At 57.6% G+C, this 26,373-nt stretch carries 21 protein-coding genes and 1 riboswitch; of the genes, 5 read left to right on the top strand and 16 right to left on the bottom strand.

The genetic code is table 11. The features are described from left to right. Positions 1-113: 113 nt before the first annotated feature. A complete protein-coding gene (gene djlA / locus UR504_RS15135; protein WP_008502016.1) occupies positions 114-929 on the top strand; it encodes a co-chaperone DjlA in 816 nt (271 codons plus the stop codon). A 28-nt stretch (positions 930-957) separates the two neighbouring features. Here djlA and rluA read toward each other — a convergent pair whose 3' ends face one another. The 6 genes from rluA to araB all read right to left on the bottom strand — a co-directional run bounded on the left by rluA (position 958) and on the right by araB (position 11,104). Beyond that, positions 958-1,617 (bottom strand): bifunctional tRNA pseudouridine(32) synthase/23S rRNA pseudouridine(746) synthase RluA, encoded by a 660-nt coding sequence (rluA, locus tag UR504_RS15140; RefSeq protein WP_271368858.1) that lies wholly within the window; start codon positions 1,615-1,617, stop codon positions 958-960. A 12-nt stretch (positions 1,618-1,629) separates the two neighbouring features. After that, positions 1,630-4,536, bottom strand: a complete 2,907-nt coding sequence (gene rapA, locus UR504_RS15145; protein WP_115876456.1) for an RNA polymerase-associated protein RapA — start codon at positions 4,534-4,536, stop codon at positions 1,630-1,632. Between the two features lie 128 nt (positions 4,537-4,664). Further along, a complete protein-coding gene (gene polB, locus UR504_RS15150) occupies positions 4,665-7,022 on the bottom strand; it encodes a DNA polymerase II (RefSeq protein ID WP_320739861.1) in 2,358 nt (785 codons plus the stop codon). A 74-nt stretch (positions 7,023-7,096) separates the two neighbouring features. Continuing rightward, positions 7,097-7,792: an L-ribulose-5-phosphate 4-epimerase gene (gene araD, locus UR504_RS15155; RefSeq protein ID WP_133293763.1), complete on the bottom strand. Its 696-nt coding sequence runs from the start codon at positions 7,790-7,792 to the stop codon at positions 7,097-7,099. Between the two features lie 89 nt (positions 7,793-7,881). Continuing rightward, complete coding sequence (gene araA / locus UR504_RS15160) at positions 7,882-9,384, bottom strand: L-arabinose isomerase (protein ID WP_032649842.1); 1,503 nt, start codon at positions 9,382-9,384, stop codon at positions 7,882-7,884. 10 nt (positions 9,385-9,394) lie between these two features. Beyond that, positions 9,395-11,104, bottom strand: coding sequence for a ribulokinase (araB, locus tag UR504_RS15165; protein WP_274242011.1), 1,710 nt, complete (start codon positions 11,102-11,104; stop codon positions 9,395-9,397). 337 nt (positions 11,105-11,441) lie between these two features. Between araB and araC the strand changes: the two genes are divergently transcribed. Both araC and UR504_RS15175 read left to right on the top strand, forming a co-directional pair. Then, positions 11,442-12,287: an arabinose operon transcriptional regulator AraC gene (gene araC / locus UR504_RS15170; RefSeq protein ID WP_023310373.1), complete on the top strand. Its 846-nt coding sequence runs from the start codon at positions 11,442-11,444 to the stop codon at positions 12,285-12,287. 128 nt (positions 12,288-12,415) lie between these two features. Further along, positions 12,416-13,183 carry a DedA family protein gene (locus UR504_RS15175; RefSeq protein ID WP_111964056.1) on the top strand — a complete coding sequence of 256 codons (768 nt, stop codon included), beginning with the start codon at positions 12,416-12,418 and terminating at the stop codon, positions 13,181-13,183. 44 nt (positions 13,184-13,227) lie between these two features. Here the strand turns inward: UR504_RS15175 and thiQ are convergent, their stop codons facing one another. From thiQ to sgrR, 4 genes are all read right to left on the bottom strand, one after another. Beyond that, positions 13,228-13,929 (bottom strand): thiamine ABC transporter ATP-binding protein ThiQ, encoded by a 702-nt coding sequence (gene thiQ, locus UR504_RS15180; protein ID WP_111964055.1) that lies wholly within the window; start codon positions 13,927-13,929, stop codon positions 13,228-13,230. Further along, the gene (gene thiP / locus UR504_RS15185; protein ID WP_302235748.1) at positions 13,913-15,523 is read right to left on the bottom strand and encodes a thiamine/thiamine pyrophosphate ABC transporter permease ThiP; all 1,611 of its coding nucleotides are present in this window, start codon (positions 15,521-15,523) and stop codon (positions 13,913-13,915) included. Before thiP ends, thiQ begins: the two co-directional genes overlap by 17 nt. Further along, a complete protein-coding gene (gene thiB / locus UR504_RS15190) occupies positions 15,499-16,482 on the bottom strand; it encodes a thiamine ABC transporter substrate binding subunit (RefSeq protein ID WP_302235750.1) in 984 nt (327 codons plus the stop codon). The genes thiP and thiB overlap by 25 nt, the downstream gene beginning before the upstream one ends. 31 nt (positions 16,483-16,513) lie before the next feature. Further along, positions 16,514-16,614: riboswitch (TPP riboswitch) on the bottom strand. A 36-nt stretch (positions 16,615-16,650) separates the two neighbouring features. Next, positions 16,651-18,306, bottom strand: coding sequence for an HTH-type transcriptional regulator SgrR (gene sgrR, locus UR504_RS15195; RefSeq protein WP_115876450.1), 1,656 nt, complete (start codon positions 18,304-18,306; stop codon positions 16,651-16,653). Positions 18,307-18,394: 88 nt separating this feature from the next. On the opposite strand from sgrR, the gene sgrT reads away from it, so the two are divergent. Continuing rightward, positions 18,395-18,547, top strand: coding sequence for a glucose uptake inhibitor SgrT (gene sgrT / locus UR504_RS15200; protein ID WP_023334488.1), 153 nt, complete (start codon positions 18,395-18,397; stop codon positions 18,545-18,547). A 119-nt stretch (positions 18,548-18,666) separates the two neighbouring features. Next, positions 18,667-19,845, top strand: a complete 1,179-nt coding sequence (locus tag UR504_RS15205; protein ID WP_302235752.1) for a sugar efflux transporter — start codon at positions 18,667-18,669, stop codon at positions 19,843-19,845. 48 nt (positions 19,846-19,893) lie between these two features. Here the strand turns inward: UR504_RS15205 and UR504_RS15210 are convergent, their stop codons facing one another. The 6 genes from UR504_RS15210 to leuA form a co-directional block, all read right to left on the bottom strand. Next, positions 19,894-20,475 carry a cytochrome b/b6 domain-containing protein gene (locus tag UR504_RS15210; protein ID WP_111964050.1) on the bottom strand — a complete coding sequence of 194 codons (582 nt, stop codon included), beginning with the start codon at positions 20,473-20,475 and terminating at the stop codon, positions 19,894-19,896. A 106-nt stretch (positions 20,476-20,581) separates the two neighbouring features. Continuing rightward, positions 20,582-21,472, bottom strand: a complete 891-nt coding sequence (locus tag UR504_RS15215) for a cation diffusion facilitator family transporter (protein WP_143344645.1) — start codon at positions 21,470-21,472, stop codon at positions 20,582-20,584. Between the two features lie 162 nt (positions 21,473-21,634). Continuing rightward, the gene (leuD, locus tag UR504_RS15220) at positions 21,635-22,240 is read right to left on the bottom strand and encodes a 3-isopropylmalate dehydratase small subunit (RefSeq protein ID WP_029741219.1); all 606 of its coding nucleotides are present in this window, start codon (positions 22,238-22,240) and stop codon (positions 21,635-21,637) included. A gap of 10 nt (positions 22,241-22,250) precedes the next feature. Then, a complete protein-coding gene (gene leuC, locus UR504_RS15225) occupies positions 22,251-23,651 on the bottom strand; it encodes a 3-isopropylmalate dehydratase large subunit (protein ID WP_115876447.1) in 1,401 nt (466 codons plus the stop codon). A gap of 2 nt (positions 23,652-23,653) precedes the next feature. Further along, entirely contained in the window at positions 23,654-24,745 is a 1,092-nt protein-coding gene (gene leuB, locus UR504_RS15230) for a 3-isopropylmalate dehydrogenase (protein ID WP_143344647.1), read from the bottom strand. Further along, complete coding sequence (gene leuA, locus UR504_RS15235; RefSeq protein WP_133293776.1) at positions 24,745-26,316, bottom strand: 2-isopropylmalate synthase; 1,572 nt, start codon at positions 26,314-26,316, stop codon at positions 24,745-24,747. Before leuA ends, leuB begins: the two co-directional genes overlap by 1 nt. Between the last annotated feature and the right edge of the window lie 57 nt (positions 26,317-26,373).

A 26,373-nucleotide genomic window follows, 5' to 3' on the forward strand; every position in this document is an offset into this window, starting at 1 on the left:
CGAATGACGAGTATGATAAAGCAAATTATAGGCGATGTCCTTCAATTGACCGTGACTTGAACACAGTGATGATGACGTTGCGTCGGCAAGGAATATGACTATCCGGGGAGTATATGCAGTATTGGGGTAAAATAATCGGCGTTGCGTTCGCCATCATCATGGGTGCCGGGTTCTGGGGAATTGTGCTGGGGCTTATTATTGGCCATATGTTTGATAAGGCGCGCAGCCGCAAAATGGCCTGGTTTGCCAATCAGCGCGAGCGTCAGTCACTCTTTTTCTCCACCACCTTTGAGGTCATGGGGCACTTAACCAAATCCAAAGGGCGTGTCACAGAAGCCGATATTCAGATTGCCAGCGTTTTTATGGATCGCATGAACCTGCACGGCGACTCCCGTCTGGAAGCGCAAAATGCGTTTCGCATCGGGAAATCCGATAACTATCCGCTTCGCGAAAAAATGCGTCAGTTCCGCAGCATCTGTTTTGGACGTTTTGATTTAATTCGGATGTTTCTGGAAATTCAAATCCAGGCGGCCTTCGCGGACGGTTCACTACACCCTAATGAACGTGACGTGCTGTACGTCATTGCGGAAGAGCTGGGCATCTCCCGCATGCAGTTCGACCAGTTCCTGCGCATGATGCAGGGCGGGGCACAGTTTGGCGGTGGCTATCACCAGCAGTCGTCCGGCGGTGCCTGGCAGCAGGCGCAGCGTGGTCCAACGCTGGAAGATGCCTGCAATGTGCTTGGCGTTAAGCCCTCTGACGATCAGACCACGATCAAACGTGCCTATCGTAAGCTTATGAGCGAGCACCATCCGGACAAGCTGGTCGCGAAAGGCTTACCGCCAGAAATGATGGAGATGGCAAAGCAAAAAGCGCAGGAAATTCAGAAAGCGTACGAACTGATTAAAGAGAAGAAAGGTTTCAAATAGAAAAAGCCCGACGATGTCGGGCTTTTTCTTAGAAGTCCACCGGGGCTTTAAACGTCATCGCGTTACCGAAGGCCGGATGGGTGATGGTGAGCGTCTGCGCGTGCAGCTGCAGACGTGGCGCTAAGGCCAGCGCTTCAGGCGGCGCGTAAAACCTGTCGCCCAGAATCGGATGACCCAGCGCAAGCATATGCACGCGCAGCTGGTGCGAGCGTCCGGTAATCGGCTTTAGCAGGACGCGCGCGGTATTATCCGGCGCGTACTCAAGCACTTCATACTCGGTCTGCGCGGCCTTGCCGCTTTCATAACACACCTTCTGCTTTGGCCGGTTCGGCCAGTCGCAGATCAGCGGTAAATCCACCAGCCCTTCGGCCTGCGCCGGGTGACCCCAGACGCGGGCGACATACTGCTTCTTCGGCTCGCGCTCGCGGAACTGGCGCTTCAGCTCGCGTTCCGCCGCTTTGTTCAGCGCCACCACAATCACGCCGCTGGTCGCCATGTCCAGGCGATGGACAGACTCCGCCTGAGGATAATCGCGCTGAATGCGCGTCATCACGCTGTCTTTGTGCTCGTCCAGACGACCCGGCACGGACAACAGCCCGCTGGGCTTGTTGACCACCATAATGTGTTCATCCTGATACAGAATGACCAGCCAGGGATCCTGCGGCGGATTGTACGGCTCCATCACCATCTTGCGCTCCGTTTACTGATGCGTCACAACGATAAGACGCAGGGCATCCAGGCGCCAGCTTGCCTGATCCAGGCTTTCCAGCACCTGCTGACGGTTGCTTTCAATCGCCGCCAGCTCGTCGTCACGGATGTTCGGGTTCACGGCCTTCAACGCCTCCAGACGCGACAGCTCTGCAGACAGTTTCTCGTCGGCTTCACTGCGCGCGGCGTCAATCAGCGCTCTGGCCGCTTTTTCAATCTGGGTTTCACCCTGCTGGAGAATGGCATGCACGTCCTGCTGGACCGCGTTAACCAGCTTGCTGCCGGTATGGCGGTTCACCGCGCTCAGCTGTCGGTTGAAGCTCTCGAATTCAACCTGTCCCGCCAGGTTCGTACCGTTTTTGTCCAGCAGCAGGCGGACAGGTGTTGGCGGCAGGAAGCGGTTGAGCTGAAGCTGTTTCGGCGCCTGCGCTTCCACAACGTAGATCAGCTCTAGCAGCAGGGTACCCACCGGCAGCGCCTTGTTCTTCAACAGGGAGATGGTGCTGCTGCCGGTATCGCCGGAGAGGATCAGGTCCAGCCCGTTACGGATCAGCGGGTGTTCCCAGGTGATAAACTGGGCATCTTCGCGGGACAGCGCCACATCACGCTCGAAGGTGATGGTACAGCCATCTTCCGGCAAGCCCGGGAAATCCGGAACCAGCATGTGATCGGACGGGGTCAGGACAATCAGGTTCTCGCCGCGGTCGTCCTGGTTGATGCCGACGATGTCGAACAGGTTCATGGAGAAGCTGATCAGACTGGTGTCATCATCTTGTTCTTCAATACTTTCGGCAAGCGCCTGCGCTTTTTCACCGCCGTTGGAGTGGATCTCAAGCAGGCGGTCGCGGCCCTGTTCCAGCTGCGCTTTTAGCGCGTCGTGCTTCTCACGACAGGACTTAATCAGATCGTCAAAGCCGTCGGTGTTTTCCGGCGCGGCCAGGTAGCCGATCAGATCGCCATGCACCTGATCGTAAATGGTGCGGCCCGTCGGGCAGGTATGTTCAAACGCGTCCAGACCTTCGTGGAACCAGCGCACCAGCACGGACTGGGCCGTTTTTTCCAGATACGGCACGTGGATCTGAATATCATGGGCCTGACCGATACGGTCCAGACGGCCGATACGCTGCTCCAGCAGATCGGGATTAAACGGCAGATCGAACATCACCAGGTTGCTGGCGAACTGGAAGTTACGGCCTTCAGAACCGATTTCAGAGCAAAGCATAACCTGAGCGCCGCTGTCCTCTTCGGCAAACCACGCTGCGGCGCGGTCGCGTTCAACGATGGACATGCCTTCGTGGAACACGGCGGCGCGAATGCCTTCGCGCTCGCGCAGGACCTGCTCCAGCTGCAGCGCGGTGGCCGCCTTGGCGCAGATCACCAGCACCTTCTGGGAACGGTGCGCGGTCAGGTAGCCCATCAGCCACTCTACGCGCGGATCGAAGTTCCACCAGGTGCCGGTATCGCCTTCAAATTCCTGGTAGATTTGTTCCGGGTAGAGCATGTCGCGAGCGCGCTCTTCCTGCGTTTTGCGCGCGCCCATAATGCCGGAAACTTTAATGGCCGTCTGATATTGCGTCGGCAGCGGCAGCTTGATGGTGTGCAGCTCGCGTTTCGGGAACCCTTTCACACCGTTACGGGTGTTACGGAACAGGACGCGGCTGGTGCCGTGGCGATCCATCAGCATGTCGATAAGTTCTTTACGCGCGGATTCCGCGTTCTCGCTGTCGCTGTTAGCGGCCTGCAGCAGCGGCTCGATATCCTGCTCGCCAATCAGATCGCTCAGGGTGTTGAGTTCATCATCAGAAAGACGCTTGCCCGCCAGCAGCAGCGCGACGGCATCCGCAACCGGACGGTAGTTATTCTGTTCTTCCACAAACTGCCCGAAGTCGTGGAAACGGTTTGGATCGAGCAGGCGCAGACGGGCGAAGTGGCTTTCCAGACCCAGCTGTTCCGGCGTTGCGGTCAGCAGCAGGACGCCAGGCACGCGCTCGGCAAGCTGCTCGATAGCCATATATTCGCGGCTCGGCGCGTCTTCACTCCAGACCAGGTGGTGCGCTTCGTCGACCACCATCAAATCCCACTCGGCATCGCACAGGTGCTCTAGACGCTGCTTGCTGCGGCGCACGAAGTCCAGGGAACAGATCACCAGCTGTTCGGTTTCAAAAGGGTTGTCCGCATCATGCTGCGCTTCGGCATAGCGTTCGTCGTCGAACAGGGAGAAACGCAGGTTAAAGCGGCGCAGCATTTCAACCAGCCACTGGTGCTGCAGGGTTTCTGGCACCACAATCAGCACGCGTTCGGCAGCGCCGGAAAGCAGCTGTTGATGCAGGATCATGCCCGCTTCAATGGTTTTACCCAGGCCCACCTCATCTGCCAGCAGCACGCGCGGCGCGTGACGACGGCCCACGTCATGGGCGATGTTCAGCTGGTGGGGGATCAGGCTGGTGCGCTGGCCGCGCAGGCCGCTCCACGGCATGCGGTACTGTTCACTCTGGAACTTACGCGCGCGATAGCGCAGGGAGAAGCGATCCATACGGTCGATTTGCCCGGCAAACAGGCGGTCCTGCGGCTTGCTGAACACCAGCTTGCTGTCGAGCAACACTTCACGCAGGATGACATTTGACTCGTCGGTATCCAGGCGAGTCCCGATGTAGGCGAGCAGTCCATTCTCTTCTTTTACGTCTTCAATCTTGAGCTGCCAGCCGTCATGGCTGGTCACGGTGTCACCCGGATTAAACATCACGCGGGTTACAGGGGAGTCATTGCGAGCGTACAGACGGTTTTCACCGGTGGCAGGGAAGAGGAGGGTAACCATACGCGTATCGATTGCTACGACGGTTCCTAATCCAAGTTCGCTTTCTGTATCGCTGATCCAGCGTTGACCAAGTGTAAAAGGCATAGTTGTTCGGCTCTAATCTTTAATTGCAGGCAATAGTTCGACTACCGTCAGAAAAAACGGTCATCGAAAAATGGGTCCGGGAATGGAAAGGGCGCTATGGTACTGGATGGCAGCCATTTCGTCACGCGTCAAAATAGGCCAAGTTGCCCTGTAACCAGTGTAGCAAAATCATCGTCGATGAAGGGCAAAATTCCGTCGGCAACCGGCTGAAGCTGACGCGTCAAATAGTGTTCATAATCCAGAGGCGAGTGCTGATAATCCACAGGTTCCGGGCCGTTAATCGTCCAGACGTATTTGATGGTCCCCCGATTCTGATACTGCGGCGCGCGGCCGCGGCGGACGTTTTCTTCATCCGCCAGGCGCGCGGCGCGGACGTGCGGAGGAACGTTACGCTGGTACTCCGCCAGCGGACGGCGCAGACGCTTGCGATACACCAGCTGCGCGTCAAGTTCGCCCGCCATCAGGCTGGCTATCGTCTCGCGCACGTAGTCCTGATACGGCTCATTGCGGAACACCCGCAGATAAAGCGTCTGCTGGAACTGCTGGGCCAGCGGCGTCCAGTCGGTACGCACTGTCTCGAGCCCTTTAAAGACCATCCGCTGCGCGTCGCCTTCCTGAATCAGCCCGGCATAGCGCTTCTTGCTGCCCTGATCGGTACCGCGGATGGTGGGCATTAAGAAGCGGGCAAAATGGATTTCAAATTCAAGCTCCAGCGCGCTGGTTAAGCGCGCTTTCTGCAGATGTTCCTGCCACCAGTCGTTCACGAAGGCGACCAGCCCTTTACCGATTTGCGCGGCGTCTTCTTCTGAATGAGTGCCCTTAAGCCATACAAAGGTGGAGTCCGTGTCGCCGTAGATGACGTCATAGCCCCGGGACTCAATCAGCGCTTTAGTCTGGCGCATGATCTCGTGTCCGCGCATGGTGATCGACGACGCCAGCCGCGGGTCAAAGAAGCGGCAGGCGCTGGTGCCCAGCACGCCGTAAAAGGCGTTCATGATGATTTTCAGCGCCTGCGATAGCGGCTTGTTGCCGTGGCGCTTGGCCTCATCTCGGCCGTGCCAGATGTTTCCCACTATCTCAGGCAGACAGTGTTTTTCCCGCGAGAAGCGTGCGCCGAGGAAGCCTTCGGTGCTGTGTTCATCATCCGGCTGGGCCAGGCCCTCAACCAGCCCGACGGGATCGATCAGGACGGTGCGAATTATCGACGGGTAGAGGCTTTTATAGTCCAGCACCAGAACGGAGTCATACAATCCTGGCCGGGAGTCCATGACATATCCGCCGGGGCTGGCCTGCGGCGGCACGTCCCCAAGGTTGGGGGCGACGTATCCTGCCCGGTGCATCCGCGGAAAATAGAGGTGGCTGAAAGCCGCCACGGAACCGCCGTGTCTGTCAGCTGCCAGGCCGTTCACCGTCGCGCGCTCCAGCAGGAACGGCATAATCTCGGTTTTATGGAATATCTGCGTGACCAGCTCGCAGTCTTTCAGGTTATAGGTGGCGAGCGCCGGTTTGTCTTCGTTAAAGCGCCGGTCAATCTCGTCCATTCTGTCCCAGGGGTTGTCGATGGATTTACCTTCACCAAGCAGCTCCTGCGCCACCGCTTCGAGGGAAAATGAAGAGAAGTTCCAGAAGGCGGATTTCAGCGCCTCAATGCCGTCGATAATCAGGCGCCCGTTCGCCTGTGCGAAGAAGACGCCGTTCTTAAAACCGTGCTCGCGCCATTCCAGCTCGCTGTTGCCGCGCCCGAGCATCAGCGGAATGCGGTAACGCTCGGCGTGCTTTTGCAGCACGCGCAGGTCGAACTGCACCACGTTCCAGCCGATCAGGACGTCGGGATCGTAGTCGGCAAACCACTGGTTAAGCTTTTCCAGCAGCTGCGGGCGGCTGTTGACGTACTCAAGCCGGAAATCCAGCGCGGAGGCATTACCATTCGGCGGCCCGAGCATATAGACAACCCGATCGCCGCAGCCTTCCAGACCGATGCAGTACAGTTCGCCGTGGCGGGTGGTTTCGATATCCAGTGATACCCACTTCAGCGGCGGGCGGTAGTGCGGGTTCGGCTTCAGCCGCGCATTAACGAGGCTGCCGTTATGCGCGGTGCCGTCCACCCAGACGGGCGCGGTAATAAACCGCTCCATCAGAAAGCGTTCCGGTGGGCGGATATCCGCTTCGTAGAGCGTCACGTCTGCTTCGCGCAGCAGTTTTTCATAGCGCATCAGCTGACGATGGGCGCGACAGTAGAGGCCGTAAACCGGCTGACGGTGGAAATCTTTTAGCTCAAGCGGAGTGATGCGCCAGCCGTTTTCGCCGCGCAGCAGCTCTTTCACTTTTTCGACGTGCGCTTCCGGAATAAAAGCCACGGATTCCTGCGGGGGGAGCGTAACGTGCAGCGGACCGTTGTCCGTCGCCAGCCAGAACGCGACCTCGGTGCCCTGAGGGGTATCCCGCCAGTGTCGGGTCAGTAAAAAGCCTTCTTGCGCCTGCGCCACGCCGTTATCCCAGAAAACAAAACCAGGCCTGATTATAGCCTGGTTAAGATTTTAATGCTGGGTTTATATACAGTTTACTGCCCGTAGTAGGCCTTCGCGCCGTGCTTGCGCAGGTAATGCTTATCCAGCAGGGTTTGCTGCATATCCGGCAGCTGCGGCGCCAGCTGGCGACAGAAGATCCCCATATAGGCGATCTCTTCGAGCACGATGGCGTTATGCACCGCGTCTTCTGCGTTTTTCCCCCAGGCAAACGGGCCGTGGGAGTGCACCAGCACGCCGGGCATTTGCGCCGCGTCGATTCCCCGTTTTTCGAAGGTTTCAACGATCACGTTGCCGGTTTCCCACTCATACTCGCCGTTGATTTCTGCATCGGTCATCAGACGCGTGCAGGGAATAGTGCCGTAAAAGTAATCCGCGTGGGTGGTGCCGGTCGCCGGGATGGACTGGCCCGCCTGCGCCCAGATGGTGGCGTGGCGCGAATGGGTATGCACGATACCGCCGATGGTCGGGAATGAGCGGTACAGCAGGCGGTGGGTTGGCGTATCGGAGGAGGGCTTTTTGTTCCCTTCCACTACTTCACCCGTTTCGATGCTGACAACGACCATATCGTCTGCGGTCATTACCGAGTAATCGACGCCGGAAGGCTTGATCACGAACACGCCTTTTTCGCGGTCAACGGCGCTGACGTTGCCCCAGGTCAGGGTCACCAGATTATGTTTCGGCAGCGCCAGGTTGGCTTCGAGCACCTGGCGTTTGAGCTCTTCTAACATTGTTGTCTCCAGTGCCGGATGGCGCTTCGCTTATCCGGCCTACAGGATCGTAGGCCCGGTAAACGCGGCGCCACCGGGCATTCCGTGCTTTAGCGTTTTGAACCGTAATAGACTTCATTCCAGCGCAGCGCGTCCTTAAAGGCGGGCAGGCGGGTATCGTTATCAATCACGGTCAGCTCGATATCGTGCAGCTCGGCAAACTGACGCATGTCGTTCAGATCCAGCGCGTGGCTGAAGACGGTGTGATGCGCGCCACCTGCGAGGATCCAGGCTTCTGAAGCGGTCGGCAGATCCGGCTGTGCTTTCCACAGGGCGTTGGCGACCGGCAGTTTCGGTAGAGAATGTGGGGTTTCAACCGCATCGACGCAGTTCACCAGCAGGCGGAAACGATCGCCGAGATCGATCAGGCTGGCGTTGATGGCCGGGCCCGTGCGGGTGTTGAAGATCAGACGCGCCGGATCGGCTTTACCGCCAATACCGAGGTACTGCACGTCCAGGATCGGTTTTTCCTCTACCGCGATGGAAGGGCAGACTTCCAGCATGTGTGAGCCGAGCACCAGATCGTTGCCGTTTTCGAAGTGGTAGGTGTAGTCCTCCATAAAGGAGGTGCCGCCCTGCAGACCGGTCGACATCACCTTCATGATGCGAAGCAGAGCGGCAGTTTTCCAGTCGCCTTCGCCCGCAAAGCCGTAGCCCTGCTGCATCAGGCGTTGTACTGCCAGACCCGGCAGTTGTTTCAGACCGTGGAGATCTTCAAAGGTGGTGGTAAAGGCGTGGAAACCGCCCTGTTCCAGGAAGCGCTTCATGCCCAGCTCGATGCGCGCCGCGTCCAGCACGTTCTGGCGCTTGTCGCCGTTGATTTGTGCCGCAGGCGTCAGGCGGTAGCTGCTTTCGTATTCGTCCACCAGCGCGCTCACGTCGCCATCGCTGATTTCATTCACCACCTGCACCAGGTCGCCCACGGCCCAGGTATTCACGGAGAAGCCGAACTTGATCTGCGCGGCCACTTTGTCGCCGTCGGTGACCGCCACTTCACGCATGTTGTCGCCGAAACGCACCACTTTCAGGTGGCGGGTATCCTGCTTAGAGACCGCCTGGCGCATCCAGGAGCCGATACGTTGTTGCGCTTTGCCATCCTGCCAGTGGCCGGTGACCACCGCATGCTGCTGACGCATACGCGCGCCGATGAAGCCGAACTCGCGGCCGCCGTGCGCGGTCTGGTTCAGGTTCATAAAGTCCATGTCGATGCTGTCCCACGGCAGGGAGGCGTTGAACTGGGTGTGGAACTGCAGCAGCGGTTTGTTGAGGATAGACAGGCCGTTGATCCACATTTTTGCGGGGGAGAAGGTGTGCAGCCACACCACCAGACCGGCGCATTTATCGTCGTAGTTGGCGTCGCGGCAGATGTGAGTGATTTCGTCCGGCGTTGTGCCCAGGGGTTTCAGCACCAGTTTGCACGGCAGCTTGGCTTCCGCATTCAGCGCGTTAACGACGTGTTCCGCGTGTTTTGTCACCTGCTGCAGCGCTTCCGGTCCGTACAGATGCTGGCTGCCAATCACAAACCACACTTCATAGTTATTAAAAATGGTCATCATCGTGTCCTTAATGGGTCAGGGTTGCCGTAGTGTCCGCGGCGCTTTTGGCCGGGGCGGCGACAGGGAGATAGTGAAGTTCGGCGCTTTTTGCCCATTGCTGGTAGCGCTGATAAAGCTGTTCAAAGCGTTGTGCCTGCTGGGCACGCGGCTGGAGCGTATTTTCGACGGCGCTCGCCATATGCTGCTGCGCGGTCGGGATATCCGCATGGACCCCTGCGGCCACGGCGGCGAAAATCGCCGCGCCCAGCGCGCAGCACTGATCGGAGGCCACAATCTGCAGCGGACGGTTCAGCACGTCGCAGCAGGCCTGCATGATCACCGGGTTTTTACGGGCAATACCGCCCAGCGCCATCACGTTATTCACGTCGATGCCCTGCCCGGTGAAGCACTCCATAATCGCGCGGGCGCCGAAGGCCGTTGCGGCAATCAGGCCGCCGAACAGCGCAGGCGCGTCGGTTGCCAGGTTGAGATCCGCGATCACCCCTTTCAGACGCTGGTTGGCGAACGGCGTACGACGGCCGTTAAACCAGTCCAGCACCACCGGGAGGTGATCGAGAGACGGATTTTTTGCCCAGGCTTCGGTGAGCTGCGGCAGGAGCTGCTTTTTGCTCTCGGCTATCTGTGTTTTCAGTTCAGGATGCGCCGCCGCCAGCTGGTCTAGCGGCCAGCCCAGCACGCGGCCAAACCAGGCGTAGATATCACCAAACGCGGACTGACCGGCTTCCAGGCCGATGAAGTCCGGCACCACGCTGCCGTCAACCTGCCCGCAGATGCCTTTTACCGCGCGGTCGCCGACGGTGGCTTTATCCGCCGTCAGGATGTCGCAGGTGGAAGTCCCGATGACTTTGACCAGCGTGTTTGGCTGTGCGCCCGCGCCCACGGCGCCCATATGGCAGTCAAAGGCGCCGCCGGAGATCGCCACGTTTCGCGGCAGGCCGAGGCGCGTCGCCCACTCTTCGCAGAGGGTGCCGACGGGAACATCGGCGGTGAAGGTGTCGGTAAACAGCGGGTATGTCAGGCTCTTGTTGATAATCGGGTCGAGTTCATCGAAGAAGGCTGCCGGAGGCAGGCCGCCCCAGCTTTCATGCCACAGGGATTTATGCCCGGCGCTGCAGCGACCGCGGCGGATATCCTGCGGGCGGGTGGTGCCGGAGAGCAGGGCAGGCACCCAGTCGCACAGCTCAACCCATGACGCGGCAGCTTGCGCAACGGAGTCGTCGGCACGGGTGACGTGGAGGATCTTGGCCCAGAACCATTCGCTGGAGTAAATCCCGCCGATGTAGCGCGAGTAGTCTGTTTTGCCGGGCTGATGGCATAAGCGCGTAATGGCTTCGGCCTCTTCCACGGCGGTGTGGTCTTTCCACAGCACGAACATGGCGTTCGGGTTGTCGGCAAACTCCGGGCGCAGCGCCAGCACGCGTCCTTCGGCATCCACAGGGGCTGGCGTGGAGCCGGTGCTGTCGACGCCAATCCCCACAATCTCAGCTCGCTGGGCGTCAGTCAGTTCGGCCAGGACGGTTTTGATCGCCGCTTCCATCGACTCGATATAGTCACGCGGGTGGTGGCGGAACTGGTTGTTCGGCGCATCACAGTAGCGCCCCTCTTGCCAGCGCGGGTACCACTCAACGCTGGTTGCTATCTCCTGGCCGGACGTACAGTCCACTGCCAGCGCGCGAACCGAATCGCTGCCAAAATCGAGGCCAATCGCAATTGCCATGGTGTTGCTCCATCGAAAAAACAGGTATGGAAGAACATTAGAGACTGGGGGAAAAAGTCGTCAGGCAGGATCCGCTAATCTTATGGACTAAATTGCTGTTACAACGGAAAGTGTGACGCCGTGCAAATATTCAATGTGGACATTTCTGCCGCACTTATAGACACTTTTGTTACTGGTTATCTGCTTGCTCTGGCGAAGAAATCAGGGGGAAAGGCTGAAACATGGCGCACGTAAAAGCGGCGTGATGCTTTTTAGATCTTTACGCGGGCCATTTTTAAGCTGCTTTTAGTGATATGGACAATTGGTTTCCTTCAGGACCCTTGGGAGAACTGAATCTATGGCCGAAACGCAAAACGATCCCCTGCTGCCGGGATACTCGTTTAACGCGCACCTTGTGGCGGGACTGACCCCTATCGAGGCTGAGGGATATCTCGATTTTTACGTCGACCGACCGCTTGGGATGAAAGGGTATATCCTCAACCTCACCGTGCGAGGGGAAGGAATCATCAAGAACGGTGACCAGCAGTTTGTCTGCCGCCCAGGGGATATCCTGCTGTTCCCGCCGGGGGAGATCCACCACTATGGCCGTCATCCGGATGCCAAAGAGTGGTATCACCAGTGGGTTTACTTCCGTCCGCGCGCCTACTGGCAGGAGTGGCTTTCCTGGCCAGCAATTTTTGCGCACACCGGTTTTTATCGCCCGGACGAGGTTCATCTTGCGCAGTTTCGCGAGCTTTTTGCCCAGATTATCGAGGCGGGGCAGGCCGGTGGTCGCTATGCCGAACTGCTGGCGATAAACCTCCTTGAACAGCTGCTGCTGCGGCGGATGGAGGCGATTAACGAGTCGCTTAACCCGCCGCTGGATAACCGCGTGCGCGACGCCTGCCAGTACATCAGCGACCACCTGGCCGATAGCCAGTTTGATATCGCCAGCGTTGCTCAGCACGTCTGCCTGTCGCCGTCGCGGCTGTCGCATCTGTTCCGCCAGCAGCTGGGCGTCAGCGTACTGAGCTGGCGCGAGGATCAGCGCATCAGCCAGGCGAAGCTGCTGCTCAGCACCACCCGGATGCCCATCGCCACCGTGGGGCGCAACGTGGGCTTTGAGGACCAGCTCTATTTCTCCCGGGTATTTAAAAAATGCACCGGTGCCAGCCCGAGTGAATTCCGCGCGGGATGTGAATAAACGGTAAAAAAAGATAAACAAGCAGGTGAATGCGGGAAGCAACCTGTAAACTATTCAGACAATTGTTGCCTTGACGCGGTGCGGGGCGCTAAGCAGAATCGCTGATTCGTTTTCTGACCGGAATAGTTATGCAGGCATTGCTGGAACACTTTATTACCCAGTCCGTTATGTACTCGCTCATCGCCGTGGCGCTGGTGGCGTTTCTGGAATCACTGGCGCTCGTCGGGTTAATCCTGCCCGGCACCGTAATGATGGCAGGGCTTGGTGCGCTGATTGGCAGCGGCGAGGTTAATTTCTGGCAGGCGTGGCTGGCCGGGATTATCGGCTGCCTGCTTGGCGACTGGATCTCCTTCTGGCTGGGCTGGCGCTTTAAAAAGCCGCTGCACCGCTGGTCGTTCATGAAAAAGAACAAAGCCTTGCTGGATAAAACCGAGCATGCGCTGCATCAGCACAGCATGTTTACTATCCTCGTCGGGCGCTTTGTCGGGCCAACGCGTCCGCTGGTGCCGATGGTGGCCGGGATGCTGGATCTGCCCGTCGCGAAATTCGTGGTGCCGAACATTATCGGCTGCGTCTTCTGGCCGCCGTTCTACTTCCTGCCGGGGATCCTCGCAGGGGCGGCGATAGATATTCCTGACGGGATGCAAAGCGGTGAGTTTAAGTGGTTGCTGCTGGGCACGGCGCTGCTGCTGTGGCTGGCGGTCTGGCTCTGCTGGCGACTGTGGCGCAGCGCGAAAGCCAGTGTCGATCGCCTGACGCGCTACCTCCCGCGTACTCGCCTGCTCTGGCTGGCTCCGCTGACGCTGGGTGTGGCTGCGGTAGCCCTGGTCGCGCTGATTCGTCACCCGCTGATGCCGGTGTACGGTGAGATTTTGTTAAAAGTGGTCAGTCGTTAAGGACTATTGCCCTCTCCCAGTGGGAGAGGGCAAGGGTGAGGGCATCAGACCGCACGAATGCCCAACAGTGAAGACGCCCCCGCTTGACCACTGAGCAGCTCTTCCGTCTTCCCATCCCATGCAATCCGCCCTTCGGCAACGACCACCGATCTCGGCGCAATCCGTGCTGCATCCTCAATACTGTGCGAAACCATCAGCATCGTCAGCTGCTGGCGCTGGCAGACCTCCTGCACCAGGGCGAGCATCTCCTGACGCAGCGCGGGATCGAGCGCCGAGAAGGGCTCATCCAGCAGCAGAAGCGGCTGCTCGCGCACCAGACAACGCGCCAGCGCCACGCGCTGACGCTGGCCGCCGGAGAGCTCGCCCGGCAGCCTGTCGATAAATTCGGTGATCCCCATCTGTCCGGCAATCACTTCAAGTTTTTCGCGTTGGGCATCGTTCAGCCTGAGCCCCGGATGCATTCCCAGCGCGATGTTTTGCCGCACCGTCAGATGGGTGAAGAGGTTATTTTCCTGAAACAGCATCGACACAGGACGTTTAGCCGGAGGGGCGTTGGTGAAATCACGATTATCGATGGCTATCGACCCGCTGGCAGGTTGCAGAAAGCCGGCGATCAAATTGAGCAAGGTGCTTTTCCCGGCACCGCTTGGGCCAAGCACCGCAATCCGCTCGCCCTGCTGAACGGAGAGCGTGAAGCGCATCGGCAGATGCTGATAGAGCCAGGTTACATCAGTCAGTTTTAACATCACGCCCCGGGAGTTTTTCGATAACGGTAAATAAGGCAAAGCACAGCAGCAGCAGTAACAGCGCGGTAACCGCGCCATCCTGACTGCGGTAAGAGCCAATTTGCTGATAAAGCCAGTAAGGCAGCGTGCGGAAATCGTCATTGCCGAACAGCGCCACGACGCCAAAGTCTCCAATAGAGAGCACGCAGGCAAAGGCCAGCGCCTGCGCCAGCGGGCGTTTTAGCGCGCGCAGTTCGACTACCTTCAGCCGCTGCCAGCCCTGCATGCCCAGCGACTGACACAGTAAACCGTAGCGGCTGTTGACGTCGCGCATCGGGTTTTCCAGCACCTTGAGCGCGTAGGGGATGGCCATTAAGGCGTTGGTGAAAATCACAATGCCATCGGCCCTTTCCGGCAGGCCGAAGGTGCTGTTAAACAGTAAAAAGAAGCCCGTTGCCAGCACGATGCCCGGCATCGCCAGGATCAGCATGCCCGTCAGCTCCAGCATTTGTCCGGCTTTTTGCGCCTGGCGGGCGTAGAGCTCACGGCTGCTCCACAGCAGCATCATGGTCAGCATAACGCACAGCAGTCCGGCAGCCAGCGCTATGCGTACCGAGGTCCAGGTCGCCTGCCAGAGAACGGGCTGTTGTAGGACGGACATAAGATTGAGGTTCAGGCCGTCAACGATAACGGCCAGCAGCGGCGGCAGCAGCAGCAGCAGCGCCAGCGCGATCAGGATAACATCGCTGATGCGGCTGTGCAGGCTGTCCTGCGGATCGCGCCAGCCGGTTATTTGATGACTACCTGCGGGAATGGCTTTACTCAGCCGCTGGCTCAACAGCACCAGCACCAGACAGCACGCCATCTGGACTATCGCCAGCAGCGCGGCGCGACCGGGATCGTAGTCGTAACTCAGCGCCTGGTAAATCGCCAGCTCAATGGTGGTGGCCTGCGGCCCGCCGCCAAGTGACAGCACGGTGGCAAAGCTGGCAAAGCAGAGCATAAAGATTAATGCCGCCACGGGCGGGAGCTGGCGGCGCAGCCACGGCCATTCGACAAAACGGAAGAACGACCAGCCGCGCATGCCGAGCTGGGCGGCAATCTGCCGCTGCTCGCCGGGAATGTTCTCCAGCGCCTGCAAAAAGAGGCGCGTTGCCATCGGCATATTGAAAAACACGTGCGCCAGTAGAATGCCCTGCAGTCCGTAAGGCGAGAATGACCACTCAATACCAAGCTGGCCGAACAGCGAGGCCAGCCAGCCCTGACGACCGTAAACGCTCAGAATACCAAATACCGCAACCAGCACGGGCAGGATCAGCGTCATGGCGCACAGGCGCAGCAGGGCCTGCCTGCCGGGGAAACGCCGCCGATAGAGCGCGCGAGCAAGAAAAATAGCCGGGATCGCCGACAGCAGGGCAGAAAGAGACGCCTGCCAGAAGGAGAACCGGATAACGTGCCAGAGGTAGCTGTCGTGCCAGAGGGCGAGCAGGTCGCTCTCCGGTGCGTTAAACCACAGCGCAAGAAAGGCTCCCAGACTGACCGCCACCATCACGACGGCGGCGAGCAATCCGGGGAGTAACCAGCCGGGAATTAACGGCTGACGGCGCGTTGCCATTCACTTACCCATGCGGCACGCTGCGCGGCGACCTGCTGCGGCGTAAACTCCAGCGAGGTTTTCGGCTTGGTCAGCTGCTCAAAACCAGTGGGCAGCGCAACGCTGGTGATCGGATACATCCAGTTGCCCGCTGGAATGGCATTCTGGAATGCCGGTGAAACCATAAACTTCAGGAACTTCTCGGCCAGTTCCGGCTGTTTGCTGGCGGCGGTACGCGCGGCCACTTCCACCTGCAGATAGTGCCCTTCCGCAAAATCAGCCGCAGCATAGTTGTCTTTCTTCTCGGCGATAATGTGGTAGGCCGGGGAGGTGGTGTAGCTCAGCACCAGATCGCTTTCGCCTTTCAGGAACAGGCCATAGGCTTCGCTCCAGCCTTTGGTCACGGTGACGGTTTTGGCGGCCAGCTTCTGCCACGCTTCCGGCGCCTTATCGCCGTAGACTTTCTGCATCCACAGCAGCAGGCCCAGGCCCGGCGTGCTGGTCCGTGGATCTTCGTAAATTACGCGCCACTTCTGATCGCTTTCCACCAGCTCTTTCAGGCTTTTTGGCGGGTTTTTCAGCTTATTTTTATCGTAGACGAAAGCAAAGTAGCCGTAGTCGAACGGCACAAAGGTGTCGTTCTTCCAGCCGCCCGGCACGTTAACGGCCTCTGCCGCGACGCCGCTTTTGGCAAAGAGTTTGGTTTGCGAGGCGGCTTCCAGCAGGTTGTTATCCAGCCCGAGCACCACGTCGGCTTTGCTATTTTTCCCTTCCATGCGCAGGCGGTTGAGCAGCGAAACGCCATCTTCCAGCGCCACGAACTTCAGCTCGCAGTTGCAGTCGGCTTCAAAGGCTTTTTTGACGACCGGGCCAGGGCCCCAGTCGGCAGAGAAGGAGTCGTAGGTGTAGACCGTCAGGACGGGTTTGGCAAAAGCAGGCAGCGCGAACAGCGCCAGCAGGGGGAGAACTTTTTTTAACACTTTGCACCTCAGGGTTGAGTGGCAAAGGATTTTGAGCGACAGCCTCAAATCCCTTCGCCGGCGTTATCCGGATCAGGTTCGACGGGTATTATCTCAGCGCACATCTGTGATGCAGCACCCCGTTGAGAACGGCGCTATTGTAATGATTTGGTGAATATTACGAAAGCGTTATGGCTCCGGGGGCGCAAACCAGGCGGATTTAAAATCAAACCAGCCCAGGGTGTTCATCCGCAGGCCGCGCATGCTGCGCTGGCCCTGAATCATCAGCCAGTGGTGGATCAGCGGGACGATCGCCTGCTCGGCCAGCAGCTGCTGGCACCATACGGCAAGATTCATCTCGCCCGCTCGCCACAGGGCGGCGTCCTGCTGCCAGTCACGGTCGATGCAGTGCTGGATCAGCGGGACTTCATACAGGTGTGAAAATAATGAAAAATCGAGCGGCAGGGTAAAATTAGCGCTGTTGAGCCAGATATCGCTGGCGATCTCTCCCTGATGCCATTCGTCATAGTCCACTTCTCTTACCTCTAACTTGACCCCCTCGGCTGCCAGCAGGCGGGTCATGATCCTCGCGATAAAACGATGCTCCACGTGCTCGCGGTAGTAGGTCAGGGTGATGGACTCCAGCCCTGCGGGTTTGTCGCAGTGCGACGGCCGGGCGTGGTGCCAGCGCGGAAGCAGGCCGTAGGCCGGAAACCAGTATGTCTGGTACTGCTCTTCCGCATGGTAGATCAGATTGGAAGGGGACAGCACGTGGCTGATCCACTTGCGGACGCCCTGGTTTGCCCCGCGGTGGGTGCGGCGGTCAAACAGGAGATAGTAGCATCCCTCCTCCAGGCGGCTCTCCACGGCCTTTTCTCCGGTGGTGGGGCCTTCAAGCGTCAGCCCGCAGCTCAGGTCTTCATTGAGATCAGGCAATACCCACACGTTCACTTCGTCGATCAGCGCCCGATAGCCAAAGTAGTCATCGAACGCGCGGATTTTCAGCTGGTTGCTGTTATTGCGGGACACGGAGTAGGGCCCGGTGCCAATCGGCAGGCTGGCAAAATTGTTCAATGATTCCCACTCGCCGGGCAAAATCATCGACGGTACATAGCCCAGCAGCCAGGGAAGCCACTTGTCCTGCTGCGACAGCTCAATGTCTAGCGTCCAGGCCGTGGGGGAGTGGATGCGCGAAATATGCGAGTAGAGCGGCAGCCTGCGGGCGCGTTCCAGAGAGGCGATGACGTCATGCATTTCCAGCTCGCGGCCGTGGTGAAAGTGGATGCCGGGGCGTAAGAAGAAGCGCCAGTGGCGCGGGGAAAGCTGCTGCCAGTGATGGGCAATATCCGCCTCCAGTTCCCCGTTTTCCTCATTTATGCGCGTCAGGCCGCTGAAGATTTGTCGGGCCATGTGGGTTTCAGAGCGGCGTAACGCCGTGCCGGGCAACAGATTTTTCATTGGCCGATAGTAGAGCACCCGCAGAATGTGCCGGCCCTGACGAAAACTGCGTCCGAGATGGGAAACCAGCATCTGGCGCACGGCGGCCTTGTCGCCCACCAGCTGGACCAGCTGATCGATGCGGTCCTGTTCGAGCAGATCTTCTGCGCGCTGCTGCTGCAACGCCAGTCCGGTATACAGGAAGGTCAGTCGCGAGCGTTTGCCGCGTCCCGCTTCCGCTTCCCAGCTTAACCACCCCTGCTGCTGCATGGTGTTGAGCAGCGTGCGCATATGGCGGCGGGAACAGCTAAGCAGGTCCGCCAGCTCGTTGAGCGTGGTCTCCTGCGATTGCCCCTCGCAGCACTGCCAGAGGCGGATAAACTGTTGTTGCAGACGACCGGAAGGCATAAAAGGGGAACTCCTGACAAAAAACCAGCAATTTATTTATCCCTATATTAGGCCAATAATTCTCCTCGATGAAGCGAGGAGGTAAATTATGAAGAGGTCTACCGCACGTCAGTTTTATCAGCAGTACTTTTCAGCGACAAAAGGATCGTCCTGGCTGGCCCGCCGGTGTGCAGAGCAACGGCTGAAAACGTTAGAAGAATTGATGCAGTGGGACGTTACGACACCGACCTCTTCCCGCTAACTCGCCTCGATCATGTGTGACTGAGTATTGGTGCATATCACCCGCCAGCAAAATGTTTTTGCTGGCTTTTTTCGTTTACTATTCACCCAATTTCGATTCGCTTTCACAAGGACTTGCGCATGCTGTGGTTGATGACGATGGGGCGACGCCTGAACGGCGTGTATGCCGCTTTTATGCTGGTGGCCTTTATGATGGGCGTGGCGGGGGCGCTTCAGGCGCCGACGCTGAGCCTGTTTCTCAGCCGCGAGGTGGGGGCTCAGCCGTTTTGGGTCGGCCTGTTTTATACCGTCAACGCCATTGCCGGGATCCTGGTCAGCCTCGCGCTGGCGAAACGATCGGACAGTCAGGGCGATCGCCGCAGGCTAATCCTCTTTTGCTGCGCCATGGCCGTGGGCAACGCGCTGCTCTTTGCCTTCAATCGTCATTATCTGACGCTCATTACCTGCGGCGTGCTGCTGGCGTCGCTGGCGAACACCGCTATGCCGCAGCTGTTCGCCCTGGCCCGTGAATATGCGGATAACTCCGCGCGGGAAGTGGTGATGTTCAGCTCGGTGATGCGTGCCCAGCTCTCGCTGGCGTGGGTCATTGGTCCGCCGCTGGCCTTTATGCTGGCGTTGAACTATGGCTTTACCACCATGTTCTCCATTGCGGCAGGGATTTTTGTCATCAGCCTGGCGCTGATAGCCTTCGCACTGCCGTCCGTGGCCCGCGTCGAACAGGCGACGGATAAACCTGTTACCCAGGTGAGCGGCTGGCAGGACAAGAACGTCCGCATGTTGTTTATTGCCTCGACGCTGATGTGGACCTGCAACACCATGTACATTATTGATATGCCGCTGTGGATCAGCAGCGATCTGGGCTTACCGGACAAGCTCGCGGGGATCTTAATGGGGACCGCCGCCGGGCTGGAAATTCCGGCGATGATTCTGGCGGGCTATTACGTTAAGCGCTTTGGAAAGCGTCGGATGATGATCGTCGCCGTGGCGGCCGGGGTACTGTTCTACGCGGGGTTGATCCTTTTCCATTCGCGTGAAGCGTTGCTGGCGCTGCAGCTGTTTAACGCCGTGTTTATTGGAATTGTTGCCGGGATCGGCATGCTCTGGTTCCAGGATCTGATGCCCGGCCGTGCAGGCTCGGCAACGACGCTTTTTACCAACAGTATTTCAACCGGCGTGATCCTGGCGGGCGTGATTCAGGGGGCGCTGGCGCAAAACTATGGTCATGCGTCGGTCTACTGGATGATTGCGGCGCTATCTGTCGTGACGCTACTGCTGACCTGCCGCGTAAAAGACGTGTAATCGGATGAGTGAAACGGAGCCCGGGAGCACCGGGCTCTGTGAAGCGTTTTATTCGGAATACTGATATTTACGCTGCGCGCGTAGCGTCAGGTACATATGAACGAGTCCCATGAAGCCGTGTGCCCAGAAATATGTCTCAATAAAAACTGTCAGGAATTTATGCAAATCTAAGACGGATTCCGTGACGGACGAAACCGGCCCAAGCGTGGCGTTCAGCACGAACCAGGCCGCGCCGCAGAGTGCAACGCCCAGCAGCGCCAGCACACCCAGACCTTGCACCGTTGCCGCCATACCGCCAGCATGCGCGTCAGGTAACTGACGCTGCGCGAGGGTGCGAATATCTTCAACGATTCCACGAAAATCCAGCGCCAGCCAGGCGTAGTAATACTTAAATCCGCGCTGGGTTAACATCCATGCCATCATGGCAATACCACAAAAAATTAAACCAAACCCTGAGATAACATGGATCCAGGTGACAATTCCGTTCAGTCCGGATTCGTGGAGGGCCTCGCTTTCGGTGAAATTAGAATTGATAATTTGGGCCAGCACCAGTATGGCTACAAGAATGTGCAGTACGCGAAGAAAAGGCGTTTCTTTATGGGGAAGCGTATTACGTAGCGTTGGGTTCATCGCTTTTTACCTCAATAATGAGAGAGCTGATGCGATGCAGTGTGACGCAGATTAATTAACGAAACCTTAACGATGAGTAGCGTCACACTGTATTTATGCGTTCTGATTAGCGAGCAGGATCAATATGCGTCATCACGTTCAGCACATTGAATTTTTGCATCACGTTGTTTCTGGCATTGACGGCAATCTGATGCCCTTCTTTTACGCTTAATTCGCCGTTCACTTCCAGATGGACATCGACAAGGGCTAAATCGCCCATCTTGCGGGTTTTTAAATCATGGAGTCCGGTGACGCCTTCGGTTGAGAGAAGACACGTTTTGATATCGTGCTCCAGCTCGGGTTCAAGCGAACGGTCCATCAGATCGTGCAGGGCATCGGCAGAGAATTTGTAACCCATATGGGCGATGAACACTCCGACAATCAGGGCCGCAATCAGGTCCATCGCGTGAAAACCCACTAAATTCCCGGCAATACCGATGGCGACAACCACTGACGACGCTGCGTCAGAACGGGCATGCCAGGCATTGGCTATCAGCAGCGAGGACTGAATACGTTTTCCCGTGGCAAACATGTATCTGAACAGACTCTCCTTCACCACCAGCGCCAGTATCGCCACCCACAAAGCGGCCCCTTTTACTATCTGATGCGTCTCGGGATTAAGCAGTTTATTGCCAGCGGACCAGAGCATCCCGACCCCCACGAGCAGCAGAATAGCGCCAATAATAAGCTTTGCACCGTTTTCGAAACGCAGATGACCGTAATGATGATCGATATCAGAGGCTTTCTGACTCTTTTTATTCGCAATCAGAACGACAAAGTCAGAAGATAAATCGGAAAGAGAATGAATCCCATCAGCAATTAATCCCTGTGAACCGGAGAATATTCCTGCAACTATCTGAAAGCAAGTGAGTAAAATATTTATTATCACGCTTACTAATGTGCATTTGTGTATTTCCCGAGAACGGATGTGAGACTCATTGCCATTTTTCTTTTCCATGATGATTTCCGCTACCAACTGATTGAGCGATTATTCTGCGCAGGAAACATTAAATTGACGTTAAATATAATGTCATTATTGGCTGGGTTTGGGAATATTTACAGAAGGAGGGCGGGTATTGGGATAAAACGCGGCCTGCAGAGTGCACTGCAGGCCGGAGGATTACTTCATAAATGCAGGTTGTTTGTTTTCGTAAGTGGCAATCGCCGCTTCGTGCTGGAGAGTTAAACCTATGCTGTCCAGACCGTTCAGCATGCAGTGACGGCGGAACGCATCAATGCTGAAGCTGTAGGTTTTATCCCCGGCTTTCACCACTTCCGCTTCCAGATCCACTTCAAACGAAATACCCGGATTCGCCTTAACCAGCGCGAACAACTCATCGACCTGTTCATCGCTCAGCGTCACCGGCAGCAGCTGGTTGTTGAAGCTGTTACCGTAAAAAATATCCGCGAAGCTTGGGGCGATGACCACTTTGAAGCCGTAATCGGTGAGCGCCCACGGGGCGTGTTCGCGGGATGAGCCGCAGCCAAAGTTTTCTCGGGCCAGTAAAATGGAGGCGCCTTTGTACTCAGGGAAGTTCAGAACGAATTCCGGATTAGGCACTTCGCCTTTGTCGTCCAGGAAACGCCAGTCGTTGAACAGGTGCGCGCCAAAGCCGGTACGCGTCACCTTCTGCAGAAATTGTTTCGGAATAATAGCGTCAGTATCGACGTTAGCGGCGTCCAGCGGGACAACCCGGCCCGTATGTTGGGTAAATTTCTCTGCCATGATTGTCTCCTTATTTCAGGCTGCGAATATCGGCGAAATGGCCGGTGACTGCCGCAGCGGCGGCCATTGCCGGGCTTACCAGATGGGTACGCCCACCGCGGCCCTGACGGCCTTCAAAGTTACGGTTGCTGGTGGAGGCGCAGCGCTCACCCGGATTCAGGCGATCGTTATTCATGGCCAGACACATGGAGCAGCCAGGCAGGCGCCACTCGAAGCCCGCTTCGATAAAGATCTTATCCAGACCTTCGGCTTCCGCCTGGGCCTTCACCGGACCGGAGCCAGGTACCACCAGCGCCTGCACGCCCGGTGCCACTTTACGGCCTTTGGCAATCTCTGCCGCCGCGCGCAAATCTTCGATACGGGAGTTAGTGCAAGAACCGATAAAGACTTTATCAATGGTCACGTCGGTCAACGGCACGCCGGGCTTCAGCCCCATATAGGCCAGCGCTTTTTCCGCACTGGCGCGCTCGACCGGATCGGCGAAGGAAGCAGGATCTGGAATGGCGTCGTTGACGGAAATCACCTGACCCGGGTTGGTCCCCCAGGTCACCTGCGGCGCAATCTCTTCTGCCTGCAGCGTGACAACGGTATCAAACGTCGCCCCATCGTCGGTTTTCAGGGTTTTCCAGTACGCTACCGCGTCGTCAAAATCGTGACCTTTCGGCGCGTGCAGACGGCCCTTCACATAGTTGAAGGTCGTTTCATCTGGCGCGACCAGACCGGCTTTGGCGCCCATCTCAATGGCCATGTTGCACAGAGTCATGCGGCCCTCCATGCTCAGCGCCTGGATAGCGTCTCCGCAGAACTCAACGACGTGGCCTGTACCGCCTGCGCTGCCGGTTTTACCGATAATCGCCAGCACGATATCTTTCGCGGTAATGCCAGGTGCCGCTTTGCCCTTCACTTCAATCTTCATCGTTTTGGCACGGCCCTGCTTCAGGGTCTGCGTCGCCAGAACGTGTTCAACCTCTGAGGTGCCAATCCCGAACGCCAGAGCGCCAAACGCGCCGTGTGTTGCGGTATGGGAGTCACCGCAGACGATGGTCATGCCCGGCAGAGTGATCCCTTGCTCAGGCCCCATCACGTGGACGATGCCCTGATAAGGATGGTTCAGGTCGTACAGCTCAACGCCAAATTCTTTACAGTTCTTAATCAGCTCCTGCATCTGGATACGCGCCATCTCACCCGAGGCATTAATGTCTTTGGTCTGGGTGGAAACGTTGTGATCCATCGTCGCGAAGGTTTTACCCGGCTGACGTACCGGACGCTTGTGCGCGCGCAGGCCGTCAAATGCCTGAGGAGAGGTCACTTCGTGTACCAGATGACGGTCAATGTACAGCAGCGGGGTTTCGTTTGGTGCCTCGTAAACAACGTGTGCATCAAACAACTTTTCATATAACGTTTTAGCCATGATTACACCCCTTCAGCGACATAGCGGGCAATGATGTCGCCCATTTCATCGGTACTGACTGCCGCCGTGCCGCGTGCTAAATCGCCGGTACGGACGCCTTCTTCTAACGCCCGGTTAATGGCGTGTTCAATTGCGGCTGCTGCATCGTCTGCATCCAGGCTGTAGCGCAGCAGCAGGGCCAGGGAGAGGATCTGCGCAATCGGGTTGGCAATGTTCTTGCCGGCGATATCCGGCGCGGAGCCGCCCGCAGGCTCGTACAGGCCAAAACCTTCTTCATTCAGGCTTGCGGATGGCAGCATTCCCATGGAGCCGGTGATCATTGCGCACTCGTCAGAGAGAATATCGCCGAACAGGTTGGAGCACAGCAGCACGTCAAACTGGGACGGATCCTTAATCAGCTGCATGGTCGCGTTATCGATGTACATGTGCGACAGCGTGACGTCCGGGTACTGCTTAGCGACTTCGCTGACGATCTCGCGCCACAGAATAGAAGACTGCAGCACGTTCGCTTTGTCAATGGAGGTCACCTTGTGGCGGCGTTTGCGCGCAGACTCAAAGGCGATATGGGCGATACGTTCAATTTCGAAACGGTGATACACCTCGGTGTCGAACGCTTTTTCATGCTGACCGCTGCCTTCGCGCCCTTTTGGCTGACCGAAATAGATCCCGCCGGTCAGTTCACGCACGCACAGAATGTCGAAACCGTTGGCGGCGATATCCGCGCGCAGCGGGCAGAACTCTTCCAGACCCTGATACAGCTTCGCCGGACGCAGGTTGCTGAACAGCTTGAAGTGTTTACGCAGCGGCAGCAGCGCGCCGCGCTCTGGCTGCTCTGCTGGCGGCAGGTGTTCCCATTTCGGGCCACCGACGGAACCAAACAGCACGGCATCGGCATTTTCACAGCCTTCCACGGTCGCTTTCGGCAGCGGTGTACCGTGGTTATCAATCGCAATACCACCCACGTCGTAGTGGCTGGTGGTGATTTTCATCGCAAAACGCGCGCGAACGGCTTCCAGTACTTTCAGCGCCTGTGCCATCACTTCCGGACCAATACCGTCACCCGGCAACACAGCAATATGGTAATTCTTCGACATTACACGGTTTCCTTGTTGTTCTCTTTATTCTGAGCTTTGCGTTGCAACTCTTTTTCGACTTCGGCGGCGCGCCAGATGTTGTTCAGAACATGCACCATCGCCTTCGCGGAGGATTCAACGATATCTGTCGCCAGGCCCACGCCATGGAAGCGGCGGCCATTGTAATTGACCACGATATCCACCTGACCCAGCGCATCTTTGCCGTGGCCCTTGGCCGTCAGGTCATATTTGACCAGCTCAACGTCGTACTCGGTGACGCGATTAATCGCCTGGTAAATCGCATCGACAGGGCCGTTACCGTTAGCTGCCTCTGCTTTAATTTCATCTCCGCAGGCCAGCTTGACCGAGGCGGTAGCGATGTCGCTGGACCCGGACTGCACGTTGAAGTAATCCAGACGGAAGTGCTCCGGCTCTTCCTGCTGTTTGTTGATAAAGGCCAGTGCTTCCAGGTCGTAGTCGAAGACCTGGCCTTTTTTGTCGGCCAGCTTCAGGAACGCGTCATACAGCTGATCCATGTTGTAATCGCTGTCCTTATAACCCATCTCTTCCATACGGTGCTTAACCGCCGCACGGCCTGAACGGGAGGTCAGGTTCAACTGCACCTGGTTCAGACCAATGGATTCCGGGGTCATGATTTCGTAGTTTTCACGGTTCTTCAGCACGCCATCCTGGTGAATACCGGAGGAGTGTGCGAAGGCGCCAGTGCCGACAATCGCTTTGTTGGCCGGAATGGGCATGTTGCAAATCTGGCTGACGGTCTGGCTGGTGCGCCAGATTTCGTTGTGATTGATGCGGGTGTGCACGTTCATGATGTCTTTGCGTACTTTGATCGCCATGATCACTTCTTCCAGCGAACAGTTGCCCGCACGTTCGCCGATGCCGTTCATCGCGCCTTCAACCTGACGCGCCCCGGCGTGGACGGCGGCGATGGCATTACCCACGGCCAGACCCAAATCATCGTGGGTGTGGACGGAGATAATTGCCTTATCAATATTTGGTACGCGGTCATACAGGCCGGTGATGATGTTGGAGAACTCAAACGGCATGGTGTAGCCGACGGTGTCCGGAATGTTGATGGTTTTGGCACCAGCATTGATGGCGGCTTCGACGACGCGCGCCAGGTCTTCGATTGGCGTACGGCCCGCATCTTCACAGGAGAATTCAACGTCATCGGTATAGTTGCGTGCGCGCTTAACCATGTAAACCGCGCGCTCAATCACCTCATCCAGCGTGCTGCGCAGCTTGGTTGCGATGTGCATGGGCGAGGTCGCAATAAAGGTGTGGATACGGAACGCTTCGGCCACCTTCAATGACTCGGCGGCAACGTCGATATCTTTCTCTACGCAGCGCGCCAGGGCACACACGCGGCTGTTTTTAATGGTGCGGGCGATAGTCTGGACGGATTCGAAATCACCCGGAGACGAGACAGGGAAACCGACCTCCATCACGTCGACACCCATACGTTCGAGAGCCAGCGCGATCTGCAGTTTCTCTTTAACACTCAGGCTTGCCTGTAATGCCTGTTCACCGTCACGTAAAGTAGTATCGAAAATAATGACTTGCTGGCTCATGGGTTAGGTCCTTGTCAGTCTTAGGGCGCCTTGCTACGAGCATAAAAAAACCCGCGC

Source organism: Enterobacter sp. 241F3, assembly GCF_034106785.1.
Classification (GTDB): domain Bacteria; phylum Pseudomonadota; class Gammaproteobacteria; order Enterobacterales; family Enterobacteriaceae; genus Enterobacter; species Enterobacter vonholyi.